We start from the raw sequence: 16,537 nt of genomic DNA, 5'->3' as shown, positions 1-16,537 counted from the left end.
TGTACCAGATTCTTAAAATGCTCATAAAAACCCGTGCCATAGTAATTAGTGCCCTGCGCTACCAGGAAAAAAGCCTGGTGGTAAAATGCTACACGCAGAGCAGCGGCCTTAAAACCTACTATGTGCGCGATGCTTTTGGTACCAAAAAAAGCACACAGAAAAACATTTATTTCCGCCCGCTAAACCTGCTGGAAATAGAGGCTTCGCATAAAGACAAGGGTACACTGGAGTACTTTAAGGAAGTACGCCTGGCGCACCCGTACCACACCCTGAACACCGATATTGTAAAAACCACCATAGCGCTGTTTGTTAGCGAAATGCTGCACCACTGCATAAAGGAGGAGGAACAGAACGAAAGCCTGTATGCCTTTCTGGAAACCGCCCTGCTGTGGCTGGACAGCCATGAGGGTACGGCCAACTTCCACCTGGTGCTGCTTATGGAACTTACTAAGTTTTTGGGCTTTTACCCTAACGGAAACGATAACCACCCGTACTTTGAAATGACAGAGGGAGTGTTTATGCCCTACCACGGCCTTACCTGCCTTACCGACCATGATACGGCCCTGCTGCGCCGCCTTATGGCCCTGAAGCTGGACGACAGTGCCAAGGCATTCCACGTAACGGAACGCCAGGTGCTGCTGCGCATTTTGTTGGACTATTATGCCTTTCACCTTGAGGGTTTCCGCAGGCCGAAATCACTGGAAGTGCTTAGGGAAGTGTTTAGTTAGTGGATTTGTTGATTTGTGCATTCGTTAATTTGATGGAGAATCCATATTTATTTGGCTAATAAATACCCTCCCACAAGTCCCGCGCCCAGCCATACATACCACTTTTTCTGTACCGGGGCGGGCAGTACCACTTCAGCCGATTTTAGTTGGTTTACCTTAACGTAGGGGTTTGTATTGGTTACTTCGGTTACCAGTGTTTCGCGGCCTAAAAACCAGTTGCGTTTGGTGCCGGTTATCAGGGTAGTAATGTTGGGTAGGGTGAGGGTGTCTATAACAATGCTTCTTTGGTCGGCCCGGTAACGCAATGAATACCATTTGCTTTGCGCAATACCTTCCCGTGAAAAGATGCAGGGTACTGTGTCGTGAAAAGTTATGGTAATGGTGTCGTATTCTGTTACGGTTTGGTACTTTGTTACTGTATGGACTTTTGAAAAGTTTTTAGAGAGCTGTTGTAGTTCCCGGTCTTTATCCAGTAACAGTTCTTCAAGTTGATTTTTATTGGTTTGCAATGTACGGACGGATGCCGTTTGCGTGCCCAATGCATTTGTAAAATACTGAATGCTGTCGGTTAAAGCCAGGGTGTTTGCCCGGCTGTTTTGCTGCACCGAAGTACACTTTTGCACAGCAAAAAGCAGCGCTATTGCCAGCGCTGCTATAATCAGGTTTTGGGTTGGTATTTTCATACGTGTTTTTCTATGGTTTTGGCTACAGCTTTTAGGGTAGAAGCATAGTTCGGTGCTGTGGCGTAGCCCGCCGCCGCTATGGCATCTATAAAAAGCATAGGGTTGTGTTTTACCTGCAGGGCTTCGGCATATCGTTTGTTTTTCAGGAAGAATTTAGCATGGTCCGTAAAACACTCCTCAGGCGTATTATACTTCCTGAAATAATCTTTCACTTTGTAGCGAAACATTTTCACGCCGTTCCGTACTATGGGGGTTACGCTTATCACCTGCGGAAATTTCAGGTCGGCCCTCCTGCTGTATTCTGTGGTGGTAAGCAGCTGTTCATTGCCGTTAATGCCATCGGTGTCTTTTACGCCAAAGAACGCATTGCCGGGAGCGGCTTCGCCCCAACCGCTTTCCAGTGCGGCCTGTGCCAGTATAGCTATGGCACTTATACCTGTTTTAGCCTCGGTTTGCCGTGCAAAAGGGAGATATTTAGATACAAATTCAGGGGTTTTCATTTTTGGTCGGGTTTAAGTTGCCGGAAAATATTAGAAATATCCATTCAATGCTTTTCAGGCCGCCATATCCCAGCAGGAAGGCAATGCCGTACAGGACTTTATCTGTTAAATCCATCCACTCCGCTACTATGGGGGTAAGGTAGTTTGCAGCAAACCCTCCCGATACTACCGAGAGGAATTTCTGCCATTTTGAAAGGCTGCTGTTTTTTGAAATGAATGTGATACCTCCGGCAAGCCCCGCAATGATAAAGGGGGCTTCTAGCCCGAAGTATTTCAACAGCCCGGTAAATGAAGACAGGAGAATATGTTTCATATTACGGTTCGTTTCTGCTGCTGAGTCTGTGTAGTGCATCGTTAACGCGTTGTTGCCCTGTACTGCTGCCAAGGTAATAGCCTATGGCAAGACCTACAAACCCTATAAGGGCGGTTTGTAGTTGTTCATTTACGTTTTGTGGCGGAATGTAGGAGGTAATAAACAAGTAGGCTATAAACCCACCAACAAGCAGTAAAGCCAGTATGGGTTTTATGTTTTGACTGATCATTTTCATGATGTGATTTCAAAATAAATCTTTGATCAATCCTTAAGAGAAATATTAATGGTTAGTTGAAGACCCTTATCTGAGTACCGTCACTGGTAAATTTAGCATTGCTGTTTTGTCCGGAAAGGGAATAGGTAAGCGACTGGTTAATGAGCTCAGAGCCGTTGGCATCAATAGTTACGGTATTTGAAGTGCTGTCTTTACGATACACCCAAACAGAATATCCGCTGAGGGAAGTAGCGGTTGGCAAGTTGATTGTAATATTTCCGGCAGAAGCATCAGCGTAAATATACAGCAAGCCGTTGGATCCGATGTTTGCGGCGGTCACCGTTGCAGTTGAAATAATGTTCATTATACCGGCTTTTAGGCCACCCGAATTAAAGGTGAAAGAAGTACCTTTAATGTCAACTGCTCCTGTGCTACCATTTTTTTCGAATGCACGGCTGCCGGTACCGTCGGCTAGTACAACCCAGTTATTTGAATTCGCGGCCATTGATTTAACAGTTCCGAGCAATGTGTTGTAACTACCCGTACTAATACCCGAATATTCCGTTGTGTCATTGGTGCCTCTGGAAACAATAAGATTGTAACTTCCTGTAGTTAAGGGGCGTCCTATGGATCTGCCTATCAATGTGTTATAGTTTCCTTCGGTTATATCTCTACCGCAGAAGCTGCCGAAACAAGTATTATAACTACCTGTCGTGGTGCTGTACATAGCAGTTCCTCCAAAAGCAGTATTGAAGGTTCCGGTGTTTAATGAGCTGAGTGTTTGTAGCCCCACTGCGGTGTTTGATGCACCTGATGTAAGTGAGGTTAAAGCTTGGTATCCAACAGCGGTATTAAATTGAGAAGTCACGTTTTGGAGAGTTAAAGCCCCAATACCCGTATTATAGTTACCATTGCCACTTATCATGCTATTTAATCCGATGGCTGTATTATAAACCCCGGTTGTGTTAGAATACAAGCTGGCATATCCAAAACTTGTATTGGCATATCCAGTTATATTATTTACTAGTGAATAGATTCCGAATGCCGAGTTGGTTTCGATATTCCCTTTTCCGCGATTGTTAATGTGGAGTTGCCCATACTGGTCTTTAACTATGTAAAGACCTTTAGAGTCAGTAAGGGTATCACTGGAGGCTGCTACGCTAAATATATTATTAAATCCTGTAGCTGGGGTGTGATTATCTGCAAAATACCCTCGATTGGCATACAATCCCTTATTCCCTAAATCTACGTCTCGGGTTGCGCCTTTATATGGTACATATTTACCTCCTAAAGGGAAAAAACGCACAGCCTTATCAATACTACGCCATACAAGTACGCTGTCGGTTGCATTACCTTCGACGGGATTGGTAATCTTTAAGTTATTTGCTGTAGTAAATGGTGCGTTTTGAGCGTTTGTGATGCTATAAACCAAAAGCATCATATACAATAGTTTTCTCATTTCTTTTTTGGTTTAAATTTCAGTTGACAACAGAATGCTTAAGTTTTCTATATAGTCAGGATCTCCGCCGTTATATATGGCACTATGAATTATTAGGTTGCCAATACGGTGACTGATTTCATCGCCTACCTCCAATTCCCCAATACTATTATATCCGGATACTTTGCTTCGAATTACCGGTCGGCCTGGTGTAGATATTACAGAGCTTTGGAAAAGTAGAGACTCATAGCCAGCATCAAGATGCGATTGAGGGATTAGTAGATTAAAGCTTTCATATACTATCTCTGGATCAAGCATTAGAGTTATCTTATAACCGTCTCCTTTAAGCATTAACCCGCCGGTAGGCTGTATCTCAGTAGCACTTATGCCATCGGAGGTAGTAATTGGCTTATCAGTGCTTCCTCCCTGTGTCGTTACCTGCTGTAGGTTTGGGATGTAGGGTTCAGGTGCCTGAACCACAGGTATTTCTTCAAAGTCGGATTGCGTGAACTGTAACGCATTACTACCACCATACAATCCATATTCACTTCCTATAAACTGGAGCAAATAATCTACACCATCATAATTGAATTTCAGGAAGTAATACAAATCAGGGTTGCTCAGGTCGTGTTCTGTTGTATTTGCTGCAGTAATGTAATCACCGTTAGTAACGGTTCCGAGTGGTATTACCGATGTATTTCCGCCATCCTGTACGTCCTCGGGAGCCGCGTTTTGGGTGAGCAGGAATTGCAGCATACCTTTATTTACTTCTGTACCTCCCGAACCCGAAGGACCTCCCCACAAACCTTTCCCTCCTTTAAACCAATACACGTGCTTTATTACCGGGATGGTGCCCACAATATTTACGGCTATCCATGGTACGGTTGTTTCCTGTACGCTTATAGGGAAGTTACTATTTATAAGATTGGCCACTGCCAAAGTAGAAAGTGGCGTGTTACCCGTGCCGTTAGCTGTGTAAGTGATAATGTTATGGATGTTGTTCTGGTTTACATAAGGTACATATTCATATACCTTAAGCAGGTTATCCAATGTAAGTTGTGTGCCTCCAAGGCCATAACTACCCTTACCTACCCCAATAGTATTATAAACTAACACCCTTTCACCCTCGTCGTAACACTTGTACGAAACCAGGCTTTGCTCATCAACAAGGTAAAGTGGCAGGGCATTTATCTTGGCTAATATCTGTGTTTCTGTATCAGTGGTAGCTATTGTTACATCCTTTACGAGCCTTTTATTGTCCTGTATCAGTTCCCCTACATCGTTACCCAATGTGCCGCGGCTGAATATAACGTCAAGTAGCGCCTCCTGGAGTAATGCTGCATTACTGAAGGTTTCTCCGTTCACAATATAATTGCCGTAAATATCAAACCCCGCCAGCACATCGGCATTATCGTAGCAGTTGTAAATCTGCACGCGGTTACCCGATACCCGGCTAACATAGTTTTTAAGGTACTGGACGCCGTTTAGCGTAAAGCGCTTATTACTGTAAGAATTTATAATAATCATCAGCCAATCTTTTTAAGACGAAATCCTCCTGCAGGGGCACTTTTCCCATGTGGTTTATAACCGCTATATCCTGTTCGGGTGAGGTAATTTTTTACATTACCCCACAGCTGCATTGCCGCATCGCGGTTCATGGTGTACAGGGTTTTCTTTGCCAATGGTTCTGCCGGGCGGCTGCTGTCGTTCAGTTTTTCTACCATACTGAAAGGCGTATCGGTAACCGATGCAAACATGGCATAGCGTGCATAAGCAAAGTAGGCCAGCACCATCTTAAGCCCGTAATTCTGGTAACTAATTCCGTCATGCTCATATACGCCGCCTTCTAATAGTTCGGTATGAGTTTCGGGTGCGGCAAGTATGCTGTTAAACAGGCTTTCGCCAATAATGGGCTGAAGGTCCAGCAGCTGGGCATCTCGTATCTGTTCATTCAGCTTGTCATCAAAGGTGGTCTTGGCCATCTGTTTGTATTGGGCCAAATCACTGCGGGATATCAGGAGCTGCATTTTCAATCAGTTTTAAGGGTTCTACTTTTAGGTTTTTGTAATCGGGCATTTGTGCCAGCAGGCGGTTCAGCAGCCTGGTAAGCAGGTTGCGGTCTTTGCTGGTGTTTTCCCAATAGGTACGCTTCATTTCACGGATGGCCTCGCCACTGTTGCCAAAAAGCGCACTGTCGTTTGTCTTCACCAGCCCCGACGGAAGGTTGTTAAACGCTACCAGTATATTTTCGCGCACGCTGGTTTCGGTATAGTTAAACAGCTCGTCGTCTATTTTGCTTTCTATCTGCTTTATTAGTATGGCATCTTCCAACTTTTCTCCCGAAAAATCCATTTCCAGGCACAGCACACCACCGGTATTTTCGGCTCCAAGGCTGTCTTTTATGGCTTTCTGAAAGGCTTCGCGCTCATCTTCAGCTTCACGGTAGGCATGGCTGCCCGGCTCCAGGCCACCACCCACAAGCGGACGTGTAACCACCAGCGTATTGCCAAAAAAGCCCCGACGCAGCAGCCTGTTTTTGTAAATGCCTGCCTGTGCTTCGCTGTCGCAGTCTTCGGCTACGGCATCAATGCGGCTCAGGGGATAGATGAGCTTAGTGTCCATATTAACAAACAGTACCTGCCCTTTGTACTGATCCCATCCTCCGGCCGCTTCTACCTGTGCATCTATCACTGCCTTACGTGGGTTATACACATCTATAAGTTCTATTTCGCTGCGTTTTGGCTTCAGCCATTCTTTACAAACAGCTACCTTGCCCGAATAATCAGTGCTGTCTTTTTTACCCATGCGGCACCATTCGTAGGGTAGTACACTTACATCGGCTATCTGGTATAGGGCGTTGTAATTGATGTGTATAAACACACCACGCTGCTTTACCAGGTCGTCAGCCACATCATCGGCAAAATCTATCAGTCGGAGGTTCTTCTGTTTGTTGACGACAATACAGTCATTTTCCGGGCCATATCCTTTGCCGATGAGGTACTGTACCATAATGGCTGCCGCACTTTTAGCCGTAACGCTGTTGTTTATCAGCCGGTCCATACGTTCAGGGTAGGCGTTGTCCACGTCATTAGCATATACATCGGCGCTTTTGCTCCAGGGAGTTAAACGTTTCCAGATGTCTACAAAGAGCGCCTTCATTACTGCTGGGTATTATTTTCAAGTTCTGTTTCAACCTCCTCAGCGGTTGTTTCATCGTTAGCTGCCGGGATATCTACGTCTTCTAAAGGAGTGGGTTTAACATCCGGTACTTGGGAAAAGTAACGGATACCATTAGGTTGGTTTATCAGAATTTTGGCATACTCATCGGTTATGTTGTCGTTGTTTACCAAGATGGGCGAGCCAAATTGTAATGGGATATTTTCGTAACGTTCGTGCAGCCTGTATTGGCAGGTGTTTGTGGTACTCATGCGTTTAAAATGATTTTTATAACGATTCAAATATTCTTGCAGGCAGCGGGGGCACCCCGGGTTTACAGGCCCCGGGAAAAGGGCGGTATACTCCCTGAGGAACAGCTCAAGGTACCGCCGGCCCTCGCCCGTAACACTACGGGTAAGGGCTGCGATATCCATACTGGTAAAATCCATAAAGCGATTATACTACCGGTACAAGTTTGTTGTCAAACAAGGCCTTAGTGGCGGCATAAGTACCGTCCAGGAAGTTTTTCGGCATGGTGGCCTCTTCAAAACCATCGGCGCTTGCAAGCTCAAACATAATCATGTTGTCGTTTTCCTTGCTGCTGTTTGTCATGGTGCTTATTTCAAGGCCCGATGAAAGCCCCAGTATCTCGAAGGCATCTTTACTGCCGGCACCTTTCCACACCTGCTCTATGATGATTACATATTTGGCACCTTTAGCCAGCGCAGCTGCCTGCATTTTGTTTTCGGCGCTCGGGTTAAAAATCACCCCGCTAAAGGTGTGCTTAAACTTATCGGGGGCATTTTCCTTTTTCACCAGTTCCCAGGCTTTGCTGTTACTCTGCTTTACACCGGTAAGCTTATATGCCAGCGCGCCGGTATTCAGCTCCAGGCCGGTAACCACAAGGTCGTTATCTGGGTCTACGGTTATGGTAGATACTTTAACATCATCTTTTTTTACAATAAGCACGTTTTGCTCTATACCGCCCACAGGGGCATTAATACAATCGAAAAGGATATCAGCGGTTAGGTTTCCTGTACAATCAGACATGGTTGTTTTTTGATTTGAAAAGAAGTCTTGGGGGTTGGTTGATGGTTGTTAGTTGATGGTTGTTGGTTGGTAGTTGTTGGTTGATGGGAGCTTCACTCGTATGGAGAGATTAGTTTCCAGTCGCAGTCACAGTTTTCAGTTTATGGTGATACACACGAGTGAAGTTGTTTCCTTTCCTTCGGATAGGACTGGCGAGAGGTTCATTAACCACCCCGCCCTGCGGGCACCCCTCCGAGGGAGGGGAATGCTCACTCGGATGTTTTATAATCCCAGCCTTCAGTTACTGACAGCAGGTACGAGTGAAGCTAACCTGAAACTTTTAAACTTTAAACCTGAAACAAATTAATACGCTGCCACTGTCATATACGGTTCCAGGTGCTTGGCGTCTATGCTGTAGGCTGCGTCCATAATATTGGTGCGCAGGGTTTTGTCGTAAAACACATCCAGCTTGGTAAGGTCTTCCTCGCTAAGGGTACCCACCGGGATGTTGCTTTTTGTGGTAAGCACGGCGCGGTGTGGCAGGTGGTATTTGGTACCGTTGTTTTGGTAGTCTTTTATGTAGCGGTCCCAGTCGTAGCGCACTTTTACCTCTATGCCGTCAAAGTACAGTTTTTGCCTGCCTTCTTCTACCACTTCCAGGAAGCCCGAACCCAGGTTTTTGTTGCGCAGGCTGGCGCGGTAGTTATCGGCTAATGAGCGGCTTGCCAATATAAACACATCGTCTGCCGAAACCAGCCTTTCGTCCGCTTTGGTTACCATTTTCTCGAAGATGCCCAATGCGGCATCTTCGTCCAGCACCTGTGCGGCGTAGGTAGTGCCTGCATTTTTGGCTATGGCTACATAGTTAGCGGCTGAGGTAGGAACCTCGGCGAAGATTTGCTTAAACAGGCCATCAAATGAGTTGAAATACCCCAGGTCGGTGCCGTTTGTAAACACGCCGCTGTTTGCTACGGTGGCTGCTGTTTTATCGTTAAACCATACCTTACGGTGGATGTTTTCTACCAGTGCCGATTCTACCGCGGCAATGATAACGCCCAACTCCTGACTGCCTACAAGATCAAAGAAATCAGGGTTAATGCGCTGCGATTTGCGGAATAGTTTCAGCAGGGCAGGCATATCGGTTTGGCAGTGTTTCAGGCGGAAGTCCTCCAGTACGGGCTCCCAGTACTTTTGCGTAAGCGAAAAGCCGTCGGCTTCATTTGGGGTACAGCCCTGTGTTTCCTTGCCCAGCAGTCCCAGCCTTGTAGCAAAGGCTATCTGCGTTTTTACATCGATACCGGTTTCTACCTCGTGGTATTCGGCAAGGTCGCTGTCGTTAAACACCCTTTCAAAAATTACTTCGCTTACCGTTTCGGCTTCGCGGGGGTTAAGCACCAGGGCATCTGCATTAATAAGCGGCATTACTTCCTTGTTTTTTGTTGCAAATATTGTTTCATACCGTTAAGGCGGTCGGCCTGTGCCGGTTTGCGCACGGCTGCCTTTTGCCCGTCCAGGCTGTAGCGGCTGCCCACCTGCCTTTTTAGTGCCAGTACTTCATTTTTTACCTGTGCCAGCTGGCGTTTCAGGACTTTGTTCTGCGCACGCAGTGCAGCGGCGGTTTCGGCAGGAGCAGCGGCAGGGTCGGGCTCTACAATGTCGGTAAGTTCGCCTGCGGTAAACACGTAGGTAGTACCGTCCGGCAACAGGTATTCGCCTTCGGCAGGCTGTCCGTCTACGGTAGCGGTGGCGCCTATTTCTACCACATCGGCATCGGCCAGGTCGGTAAAGTCAATTTCGGCACCGGTAGCATCCTGCACCAGTTTGTTAAAAATAGCCGGCTGGTTAAACCTGCCCAGCACTTTGGTAAACAGGCTTTCCATCCAGTGCCTGTCCTTGTCGGTAAACTGTCCTCTCATGGGTTTGTTAGTGTTCAAATATGCTTTTGCAACAGCTTTTATGGGCTGTGTGGTGGTGGTAAATCCCAGCGCGATGAGTTGGGCCGGGGTAAGCCAGGTTTCGTTTTTCAGCAGTGGCAGTATGGCTTCCTTTTGCACACTGAGGGCCTTGGTATAAAAGCCTACCATTTTTTGTTCTACCTGCCGCAGCTGGGCTGCAAACTGTTCCAGCTCATCGGCGGTGCCCATGCTGCCACCCCAGGGCAGGTGAATCATAAACGGGGTGTTTTCGCGCAACTGGCGGCGGCTCCCGGCCATGAATATCACCGTGGCGATGCTGGCTACTATGCCGCTGCCTATGGTGGTAAGGGGCTTGCGCAGGGCACGCAGGTAGTTGTAAATGTCGAACCCTACGTCTACCAGTCCGCCTTCGCTGTTTATGTGCACATTAAAGGCGGTGGCTGCGGGCTGCTTTTTTACTTGGGCTACCACATCGGCCAAGGCTACCCCGGTAGTACCGTCGAAGGTGCCTATCTGGCCGGAGATGTAGATGTTTCCTGTCATTTTTGGTTTGGTTTAAGGTTTAAAGTTTAAGGTTGGCTTACTCATGCCGACAAACTCTTACTACTTAATTCTTGATACTTAATACTTCTTCAGTACTGAATTTCTACACTGCAAAGTTACGGCGGTTTTAGGGGTGGAGTACTGAAGGGGATTGTTCAGTGGTTTTAGTTGTTGGTTGTTGGTTGTTAGTTGTTGGGAGCTTCACTCGGTTTTGTATATTGGAGTGAAGCTAAATCTGAAATCTACAATCTGAATTCTGAAATAACAAAAGTGTAATTTGCGTTATATTAGTACCACGGTAAACCAACCCGCTTATGAAATACCTTTTTACACTATTATTTATATGCGCTTCTGTGCTTACATGGGGACAGGGTGCATTTTCTGTTCAGGGAATAATAGAGAAAAGGGAGGCGGATGTGTATTATTACTACCCGTTTGAAGCAAACACTATTCAGCCCTCTATCCGTATTTATTTTAAAGGTGAAGCCTTAAAGATGGCCGAAAAGGCGAGTTACCCAAGGTTCTTTTTAGGGCGGCATTATAAGCCTGTGGTGTGGGTTTCGTTAAGTGTGTTTTCGGTAGACAAAGGTGCTGTTACTGTTTCTGACATGACGGTGAATTATCCTTACAGGGATGGCGACTGGGTGAGGCCGCCAAATTCAGAAATAATTACAACGGCAGAAAAAGATAGTGTTTTTGAGGGGTACTTGTACCGGTTTACAGATGAGGTAAATCATAAAGAAAAATACCGGTTTACCATATTAAAAGGCGATAAGGTGTATAGCCTTAATGTGGCTGCCGAACCGAAAACAGAAATGATTAACGACACCTTTAACCAAAGCGGGGTATTTGATGCCTTAGAAAAAGGGATGTATGTAAAAGTAAGGGCAACCTATAGCTATGCCGATACCGAAGGGTATGGCTTTTTTAGCCTGGGGGGTAACAGCATTGCTATAGAAGAAATTTTACAGAAAAACATTTATAATACTGCAAATATGCGGCTTGCTACCATGCTGGAAAAGGGGTACAGCGCAGGTAACGATATACTATACCCTCCGCAGGATTTTGTGTTGGGCAAAGAATACACCTATATTTCCGGGGAGGATAGCGGTATTGAGGTAACCATAAAGAAAGTTTCGCCGGTTATGCTAAGGTTTACCTACAGGCAAAAGAATAAAAGGACGAACATACGCTATAGCACAGAGCTGCTTATAGATGCCGAAAGCTATCTGCTCAGCGTTTTTTATCCGGGATATGCACCATACAGTTATACATCGGGGAAAGATGCAATGTTTGGAGAAAGCATAAGGTTAACCGTTCAGCCCAAAGCGGGTAACGGTGCCGGTAATCCTCCTGAAATAAGCCTGGGTAACGACAATGACGACAGTTTGATTCTTTCTTTAAAGCCGAAATTATGAAACACCTCTTTACACTACTATTTACATGTGCTTCTGTAATTACATGGGGGCAGGGTGTGGGAACTTATGAAGGCTTTTTTAAGCAGGAAGTCGATGGTGCGTACTTTTTCTTTGAGGTGCGAAACGACAGTCTTTTGCCCTCACGGAAGGTGATTTTTAAAGATGTAGATAAAACAAAAGTTGATAGTATAGCTTATTATCAATACGTGCGTTCTGATGTAAAAAAGGCTGTGGTAACAGGTGTAAAAATTAATGAGAAGGTTTCCTATATTGGTTTGCCCTATAATCAAATAATCATTACAGGTATAAAGGAAGTCTCGGCACAGGAGTTTCTGGATTTTTATCATATAAACAAGGAAAGAATTATTACGCCTTATATAGAAGACGTGTTTGAAGGGTTTTATTTTAACTATTATGAGGGGCAATCGTTCTTAGAAAAGCATATTGATGATGCCGGAGGTTTTGGAATTAGCTGGATCACTTTTCAGGATCGTAAACAGCGCGATTCTATTATACAGTTGTTTACGCACAAGTATAAATACGACAAAAAAGATGCTCTTATAAAGGTTAAGGGCAGATTGTATTATGGCGGCATGTATGGCTACGGGCATTTTGGCGGATGTACTTCTGAACTAAAGGTAGAACAGGTGCTTGCTGTAGATACCGAAACTACTTATGACAGTTTTTTACTACCCCAACTTATTAAAGGCTATCCTATACATGGCGATACACTTTTTCCGCCAAACGATTTTGTTGTTAATAAGACTTATCGTTATACCGGAACTGCAAACGATAGTTTAGGGCATTGCACTTTTGAGATGTTACTCACTAAAAAATCGGTGTCTGATTTGCGGTATACGTTTAAGCTTTTACGGGGCAGGAAAAAAATATTTGAACAAAGAGGTACGCTTGTGTTTAGCTCTTCGAGCTATTTAAAAGCTTCCCAACCAAAAAAAAATGAAGACACTCAAGACTATTATCAAACGGATTATACCTATCATGAAGTTGGGACATATACCGATACATATAGAAAAGAAGCCTTTGGGCTTATCATAGATTTAGAAGCCGGTTCACCTCCGCCTGTTTTGAGAACGGATTGTAAACTCGGGTTTAAGAATTCGGGATGGGAGATGCTTGAATTGAAACTACAAAACTAAACCACCATGAAATACCTTTTTACACTATTATTTATATGCGCTTCTGTAGTTAGTTGGGGGCAGGGCGTGGGTACATACGAGGGCTATCTGGAAAAGGCGGCTGGGGATTATTACTTTCATGAAGTAAATGGAGAGATTACCCAGCCTGCACGCATTGTAATTTTTAAAAATGCAGATACCACAAGGCTTGCTGCAACGTTCAGGAAAATGGATTATCCCAATGAAGTAGCTATAAAGCTAACAGGTACGGCAAACACCAAGAATAAAGTATACCGCCGCGGAATGCCGTTTACAACCATTGAGGTGAAAAAGATTAATGCAGTGTCTGTTGTAAAAAGAGGCTCTAATTTTAGATATTATTCCAACAGATGGTATATGATGCCCGAAAACACCCAGCCACAACAAGACAGTATTTTTGAGGTGTATTATGGCTTTGATTTTAATACTGTTTATTATGATGTTGTAAATGGCAGGCCTTCTTCGCCTCGCGGTATTTCTGTAGAAAGGATTGATGGGTTGGTTTTTGAAGCGTTAAAATTACAAGGTGCTCACTGCTTTTCAAAAAATGGGATTTACTTAAAAGTAAAAGCACAAAGGTGGTATGGTTCGCGTTTAATGTATGGGAAGGATGCCGAGTTTAACTATATGATGAAAGTTACCCAGGTGCTGGATATAGATACTACCCGAACCCGATGGGGTTATTATAATAACGAGTTGGAACAACGCGGTACAGCCACCTTAGAAGACGGCACTGTAATACAGCCTCCGGCTGATTTTGTGCCGAATAATGTTTATAATTACACAGGAGGATATAATGGGTACACGGCGTCATTACAAATTATAAAAACGGCTGCCTGCCATTTAAGTTATGTGTTGTCGTATACTTATTTGGGCAATACCTACACAAGCAAAGGGATTATGGAACTGGATCCTGATTTTTATTCCTGGAATGTAAAACACCCAAAAGATATTTTGGAATATGCTTATGGAGGAGGTATTCAGACTTCCAGGTATATCCGTTTGCGTTTGTTTACAGAACCTGAAGATACAGACATAACCAAATTTTTAGGTTTAGAGTTTTATAATCAGGATGGAAATATTGTAGATTGTTCATTAAACAGGGTAAAGTAAGACAACTGACTTTTCTTAACTTTGTAACACATTCAAAATTCATCATTCAAAATTTAAAATAGCAGTAAAATGTTCTCCTGGTTTAAAAAGAAACAAGACGCCCCAAAACCAAAAGTAGACCTGGCCCATTTGCCGGCGCTAAACGAGTGGGTGCAGTTTTTTCAGGGTAATGGTTTTAGCCTGTACAGCCGATGGGCGGGCGGTGTGCCCGGTACCGAAAGCGAAACCATTTTCCTGAAAAGTTTCCCCGAAGTGCTACAACTGGAACGCGCCACCTTTGCCGACTGGCTCCATGTGGGCAGCACCGGCGTGTACCTGAAGCAGCTTACCCCCACTAGAGGCGAGGGCTGCTCGCTGCTATTTGTACATTTTGAAACCTGCGAGGCAACAGTGCTAAAAACCAATATTACCGCTACAAACTGGCGTAGTGGCTACCACAACGGCCACCCTGCGCTGTACCTGGGCGATGAGGTTTTTTCTCTTTAGTTTCAGGTTTCAAGTATCCCCTTGCGCCTGTCATGGCGAGCGGAGGTACGGAGCGCGGCCATCTCATTAGTTTGCAGTTTTCAGTGCTTACTCAGTTGATTAGTAACTCAGAGATACACTGAGTAAGCGCAGAGATTCTCAAAGTTTTTCCTCTCGATAAAGCTCGCAAAGCATTCCTTCGGAATGTACGAGTGGTCAGTCACAGTCACAGTTTTCAGGTCAGAGTAGGCAACTTGAAACCTTAAACCTGAAACCAAAAAAACTTACCTCCCTTCCATAAACGCTATAATGCTAAACATGCAGCGTTCGCTTATCTTATAGGTATCGGCTACGTTACCGGCGGCACGGGTTTTTTTGGTGCGGCCGTATTGTTTTTTCAGGGCTTCGGCTTCGGTAAGGTAGGCTTCGTAGTATACCTTCCAGTCCAGTATGTGTGTGGGTATAAACCCCTGAGCTATTAGTTTTAAAAAATTGTCGCCCAGGGCAGTAATGCTTTCATAGCGTGTCAAGATCACCATTTTTTTTCAGGACAAATATCATTGCTGCGCACCTTGGCGCTTAGGGGGCATTTGCACAGGTTGCAGTAGGCACCCTCTATTTCGGTAAGGCTGTCTTTTATAAAGGCAAGCAGTTTACCGTGCCGTAGCTGCGGGCAGGCGGTGCAAATTGTAGCCCGTTTTATGGCTACAGCCTCGGTTACTTCGGTTTTACTGATGAAGTTTTTCCAGCCGTGTAAAATTGTTGTAATCATATAAGAAAATAATCTTCATAAATATTGTTTGTATAAAATAAACTCCTATATTTGTAACATCAACAACGAAGCGATAAATACTGCAAATATTTGATTTGCTTCTCTTTTCCTCTATATACTCAAAAGCTCCCTGCGCCGCAATGGCAGGGAGCTTTTTTTATTTGAAAATAATCTAACAAACATTTTGTTGCGTCAAAAAAACTTTTAAATTTGTTCAATCAGCTAACATTTTAAAACCCCAATCATTATGAGAAAAATTTATTTTCTTTTTGCCTTAATGGCATTTTCTTTTGTTTCTGCCCAGGAAAGTTTCCCATTTATGCGCCCCGGACTTCTAAAGGGTAAAGACGTAAAAATTGTAGACGGATATTCAACTGAAAAAGACGGTTACTTCATGGGCTTTTATTCCGATGACCAATTGTTAAAAGTGTATATGCCTAGCAAGGAGAGTACACGTTTCAACGACAGGAAAGAACTTATAGGTAAGGAATTTAATGTAGTTAATGTAGACACCTTAAAAAAATCGTATATAAACTATGTAAACAGCCCCGGTGATATAAGGGTTACATTACAGGATAAAGCGGGTGGAAAGCTTTATTATAAATACAGCCCTAAGAATAGTTTTGATTACCCTTTTGAGGTAATAGGTGGCCTTACGCTTCCCGCGGATTTTTATTGTGATTACTTGAAATATGATGATTTAGGTGGGGCTACAACCTCTGTATTTGTAGGGCAGGGTTGCCAGGTACTAAAGACAACCATGGATGAGCAAACTACATATAATGTGATGTTTAACTTTTTTTCCAAAACCAAAACCAAAGATATTGATAAGGTTGCAGTGTTGCTTGAAGACGGTACACGGCTGATATTTAATACAACCTGTTATCCTTTCCCGAATTCTACAACCGATTTTAAATATTCGTTTTCTATACTTGTCTACGGTAAAAACCTTGCAGCTATAAAGAAAAGCAAGATAGTAAGCGTAAAAGCAGGGGAGGCAATGTGGCAATTTGATGGGAAAAAGCTTAAAGGGATAATTAACTGTATGGAAACCATGAAATAAGATATAAACTG

General features: G+C 44.3%; 20 protein-coding genes. 6 read left to right on the top strand and 14 right to left on the bottom strand.

The window, feature by feature from the left end; genetic code table 11:
- The first annotated feature begins 17 nt into the window (after nucleotides 1-17).
- On the top strand, nucleotides 18-728 hold the full coding sequence (gene recO / locus ACLI1A_RS13465) for a DNA repair protein RecO (protein ID WP_411409195.1): 711 nt from the start codon (nucleotides 18-20) through the stop codon (nucleotides 726-728).
- 47 nt (nucleotides 729-775) lie between these two features.
- Here recO and ACLI1A_RS13460 read toward each other — a convergent pair whose 3' ends face one another.
- From ACLI1A_RS13460 to ACLI1A_RS13405, 12 genes are all read right to left on the bottom strand, one after another.
- Complete coding sequence (locus ACLI1A_RS13460) at nucleotides 776-1,411, bottom strand: DUF6549 family protein (protein ID WP_411409194.1); 636 nt, start codon at nucleotides 1,409-1,411, stop codon at nucleotides 776-778.
- A complete protein-coding gene (locus tag ACLI1A_RS13455) occupies nucleotides 1,408-1,911 on the bottom strand; it encodes a glucosaminidase domain-containing protein (RefSeq protein ID WP_411409193.1) in 504 nt (167 codons plus the stop codon). Before ACLI1A_RS13455 ends, ACLI1A_RS13460 begins: the two co-directional genes overlap by 4 nt.
- Nucleotides 1,898-2,224, bottom strand: coding sequence for a hypothetical protein (locus ACLI1A_RS13450; protein WP_411409192.1), 327 nt, complete (start codon nucleotides 2,222-2,224; stop codon nucleotides 1,898-1,900). Before ACLI1A_RS13450 ends, ACLI1A_RS13455 begins: the two co-directional genes overlap by 14 nt.
- 1 nt (nucleotide 2,225) lies before the next feature.
- A complete protein-coding gene (locus ACLI1A_RS13445) occupies nucleotides 2,226-2,459 on the bottom strand; it encodes a hypothetical protein (RefSeq protein ID WP_411409191.1) in 234 nt (77 codons plus the stop codon).
- Nucleotides 2,460-2,511: 52 nt separating this feature from the next.
- Nucleotides 2,512-3,897: a hypothetical protein gene (locus ACLI1A_RS13440; RefSeq protein WP_411409190.1), complete on the bottom strand. Its 1,386-nt coding sequence runs from the start codon at nucleotides 3,895-3,897 to the stop codon at nucleotides 2,512-2,514.
- 12 nt (nucleotides 3,898-3,909) lie between these two features.
- A complete protein-coding gene (locus ACLI1A_RS13435) occupies nucleotides 3,910-5,403 on the bottom strand; it encodes a hypothetical protein (RefSeq protein WP_411409189.1) in 1,494 nt (497 codons plus the stop codon).
- A complete protein-coding gene (locus tag ACLI1A_RS13430; RefSeq protein ID WP_411409188.1) occupies nucleotides 5,403-5,903 on the bottom strand; it encodes a hypothetical protein in 501 nt (166 codons plus the stop codon). The genes ACLI1A_RS13435 and ACLI1A_RS13430 overlap by 1 nt, the downstream gene beginning before the upstream one ends.
- Nucleotides 5,878-7,035, bottom strand: coding sequence for a hypothetical protein (locus tag ACLI1A_RS13425; protein WP_411409187.1), 1,158 nt, complete (start codon nucleotides 7,033-7,035; stop codon nucleotides 5,878-5,880). Before ACLI1A_RS13425 ends, ACLI1A_RS13430 begins: the two co-directional genes overlap by 26 nt.
- The gene (locus tag ACLI1A_RS13420; RefSeq protein WP_411409186.1) at nucleotides 7,035-7,481 is read right to left on the bottom strand and encodes a hypothetical protein; all 447 of its coding nucleotides are present in this window, start codon (nucleotides 7,479-7,481) and stop codon (nucleotides 7,035-7,037) included. Before ACLI1A_RS13420 ends, ACLI1A_RS13425 begins: the two co-directional genes overlap by 1 nt.
- Before the next feature lie 7 nt (nucleotides 7,482-7,488).
- On the bottom strand, nucleotides 7,489-8,082 hold the full coding sequence (locus ACLI1A_RS13415) for a hypothetical protein (protein ID WP_411409185.1): 594 nt from the start codon (nucleotides 8,080-8,082) through the stop codon (nucleotides 7,489-7,491).
- A 342-nt stretch (nucleotides 8,083-8,424) separates the two neighbouring features.
- The gene (locus ACLI1A_RS13410) at nucleotides 8,425-9,483 is read right to left on the bottom strand and encodes a hypothetical protein (RefSeq protein ID WP_411409184.1); all 1,059 of its coding nucleotides are present in this window, start codon (nucleotides 9,481-9,483) and stop codon (nucleotides 8,425-8,427) included.
- A complete protein-coding gene (locus ACLI1A_RS13405) occupies nucleotides 9,483-10,520 on the bottom strand; it encodes a Clp protease ClpP (protein ID WP_411409183.1) in 1,038 nt (345 codons plus the stop codon). The genes ACLI1A_RS13410 and ACLI1A_RS13405 overlap by 1 nt, the downstream gene beginning before the upstream one ends.
- Before the next feature lie 314 nt (nucleotides 10,521-10,834).
- Here ACLI1A_RS13405 and ACLI1A_RS13400 point away from each other — a divergent pair, with 314 nt between their 5' ends.
- The 4 genes from ACLI1A_RS13400 to ACLI1A_RS13385 all read left to right on the top strand — a co-directional run bounded on the left by ACLI1A_RS13400 (nucleotide 10,835) and on the right by ACLI1A_RS13385 (nucleotide 14,712).
- A complete protein-coding gene (locus ACLI1A_RS13400; RefSeq protein ID WP_411409182.1) occupies nucleotides 10,835-11,938 on the top strand; it encodes a hypothetical protein in 1,104 nt (367 codons plus the stop codon).
- Entirely contained in the window at nucleotides 11,935-13,095 is a 1,161-nt protein-coding gene (locus ACLI1A_RS13395) for a hypothetical protein (protein WP_411409181.1), read from the top strand. The genes ACLI1A_RS13400 and ACLI1A_RS13395 overlap by 4 nt, the downstream gene beginning before the upstream one ends.
- Nucleotides 13,096-13,101: 6 nt before the next feature.
- On the top strand, nucleotides 13,102-14,226 hold the full coding sequence (locus ACLI1A_RS13390; protein ID WP_411409180.1) for a hypothetical protein: 1,125 nt from the start codon (nucleotides 13,102-13,104) through the stop codon (nucleotides 14,224-14,226).
- A gap of 69 nt (nucleotides 14,227-14,295) precedes the next feature.
- On the top strand, nucleotides 14,296-14,712 hold the full coding sequence (locus ACLI1A_RS13385) for a hypothetical protein (protein WP_411409179.1): 417 nt from the start codon (nucleotides 14,296-14,298) through the stop codon (nucleotides 14,710-14,712).
- A 263-nt stretch (nucleotides 14,713-14,975) separates the two neighbouring features.
- Here ACLI1A_RS13385 and ACLI1A_RS13380 read toward each other — a convergent pair whose 3' ends face one another.
- Both ACLI1A_RS13380 and ACLI1A_RS13375 read right to left on the bottom strand, forming a co-directional pair.
- A complete protein-coding gene (locus ACLI1A_RS13380; RefSeq protein WP_411409178.1) occupies nucleotides 14,976-15,230 on the bottom strand; it encodes a hypothetical protein in 255 nt (84 codons plus the stop codon).
- Nucleotides 15,224-15,463 carry a hypothetical protein gene (locus tag ACLI1A_RS13375; RefSeq protein WP_411409177.1) on the bottom strand — a complete coding sequence of 80 codons (240 nt, stop codon included), beginning with the start codon at nucleotides 15,461-15,463 and terminating at the stop codon, nucleotides 15,224-15,226. The genes ACLI1A_RS13380 and ACLI1A_RS13375 overlap by 7 nt, the downstream gene beginning before the upstream one ends.
- A gap of 247 nt (nucleotides 15,464-15,710) precedes the next feature.
- On the opposite strand from ACLI1A_RS13375, the gene ACLI1A_RS13370 reads away from it, so the two are divergent.
- The gene (locus ACLI1A_RS13370) at nucleotides 15,711-16,526 is read left to right on the top strand and encodes a hypothetical protein (RefSeq protein WP_411409176.1); all 816 of its coding nucleotides are present in this window, start codon (nucleotides 15,711-15,713) and stop codon (nucleotides 16,524-16,526) included.
- The last annotated feature ends 11 nt before the right edge of the window (nucleotides 16,527-16,537 follow it).

Source organism: Flavobacterium sp. RHBU_3 (assembly GCF_046613565.1).
Taxonomy (GTDB): domain Bacteria; phylum Bacteroidota; class Bacteroidia; order Flavobacteriales; family Flavobacteriaceae; genus Flavobacterium.
Note: the sequence above shows the minus strand (reverse complement) of the source record. Positions and strands in the feature narration are given on the sequence as shown.

Bases quoted from the DNA above. Each gene is read 5' to 3' on its own strand.
- ACLI1A_RS13425 (WP_411409187.1), bottom strand. From the start codon at position 7,035: ATGAAGGCGCTCTTTGTAGACATCTGGAAACGTTTAACTCCCTGGAGC.
- ACLI1A_RS13390 (WP_411409180.1), top strand. From the start codon at position 13,102: ATGAAATACCTTTTTACACTATTATTTATATGCGCTTCTGTAGTTAGT.
- ACLI1A_RS13450 (WP_411409192.1), bottom strand. From the start codon at position 2,224: ATGAAACATATTCTCCTGTCTTCATTTACCGGGCTGTTGAAATACTTC.
- recO (WP_411409195.1), top strand. From the start codon at position 18: ATGCTCATAAAAACCCGTGCCATAGTAATTAGTGCCCTGCGCTACCAG.
- ACLI1A_RS13435 (WP_411409189.1), bottom strand. From the start codon at position 5,403: ATGATTATTATAAATTCTTACAGTAATAAGCGCTTTACGCTAAACGGC.
- ACLI1A_RS13380 (WP_411409178.1), bottom strand. From the start codon at position 15,230: ATGGTGATCTTGACACGCTATGAAAGCATTACTGCCCTGGGCGACAAT.
- ACLI1A_RS13375 (WP_411409177.1), bottom strand. From the start codon at position 15,463: ATGATTACAACAATTTTACACGGCTGGAAAAACTTCATCAGTAAAACC.
- ACLI1A_RS13460 (WP_411409194.1), bottom strand. From the start codon at position 1,411: ATGAAAATACCAACCCAAAACCTGATTATAGCAGCGCTGGCAATAGCG.
- ACLI1A_RS13405 (WP_411409183.1), bottom strand. From the start codon at position 10,520: ATGACAGGAAACATCTACATCTCCGGCCAGATAGGCACCTTCGACGGT.
- ACLI1A_RS13430 (WP_411409188.1), bottom strand. From the start codon at position 5,903: ATGCAGCTCCTGATATCCCGCAGTGATTTGGCCCAATACAAACAGATG.
- ACLI1A_RS13445 (WP_411409191.1), bottom strand. From the start codon at position 2,459: ATGAAAATGATCAGTCAAAACATAAAACCCATACTGGCTTTACTGCTT.
- ACLI1A_RS13455 (WP_411409193.1), bottom strand. From the start codon at position 1,911: ATGAAAACCCCTGAATTTGTATCTAAATATCTCCCTTTTGCACGGCAA.
- ACLI1A_RS13415 (WP_411409185.1), bottom strand. From the start codon at position 8,082: ATGTCTGATTGTACAGGAAACCTAACCGCTGATATCCTTTTCGATTGT.
- ACLI1A_RS13385 (WP_411409179.1), top strand. From the start codon at position 14,296: ATGTTCTCCTGGTTTAAAAAGAAACAAGACGCCCCAAAACCAAAAGTA.
- ACLI1A_RS13440 (WP_411409190.1), bottom strand. From the start codon at position 3,897: ATGAGAAAACTATTGTATATGATGCTTTTGGTTTATAGCATCACAAAC.
- ACLI1A_RS13395 (WP_411409181.1), top strand. From the start codon at position 11,935: ATGAAACACCTCTTTACACTACTATTTACATGTGCTTCTGTAATTACA.
- ACLI1A_RS13420 (WP_411409186.1), bottom strand. From the start codon at position 7,481: ATGGATTTTACCAGTATGGATATCGCAGCCCTTACCCGTAGTGTTACG.
- ACLI1A_RS13410 (WP_411409184.1), bottom strand. From the start codon at position 9,483: ATGCCGCTTATTAATGCAGATGCCCTGGTGCTTAACCCCCGCGAAGCC.
- ACLI1A_RS13370 (WP_411409176.1), top strand. From the start codon at position 15,711: ATGAGAAAAATTTATTTTCTTTTTGCCTTAATGGCATTTTCTTTTGTT.
- ACLI1A_RS13400 (WP_411409182.1), top strand. From the start codon at position 10,835: ATGAAATACCTTTTTACACTATTATTTATATGCGCTTCTGTGCTTACA.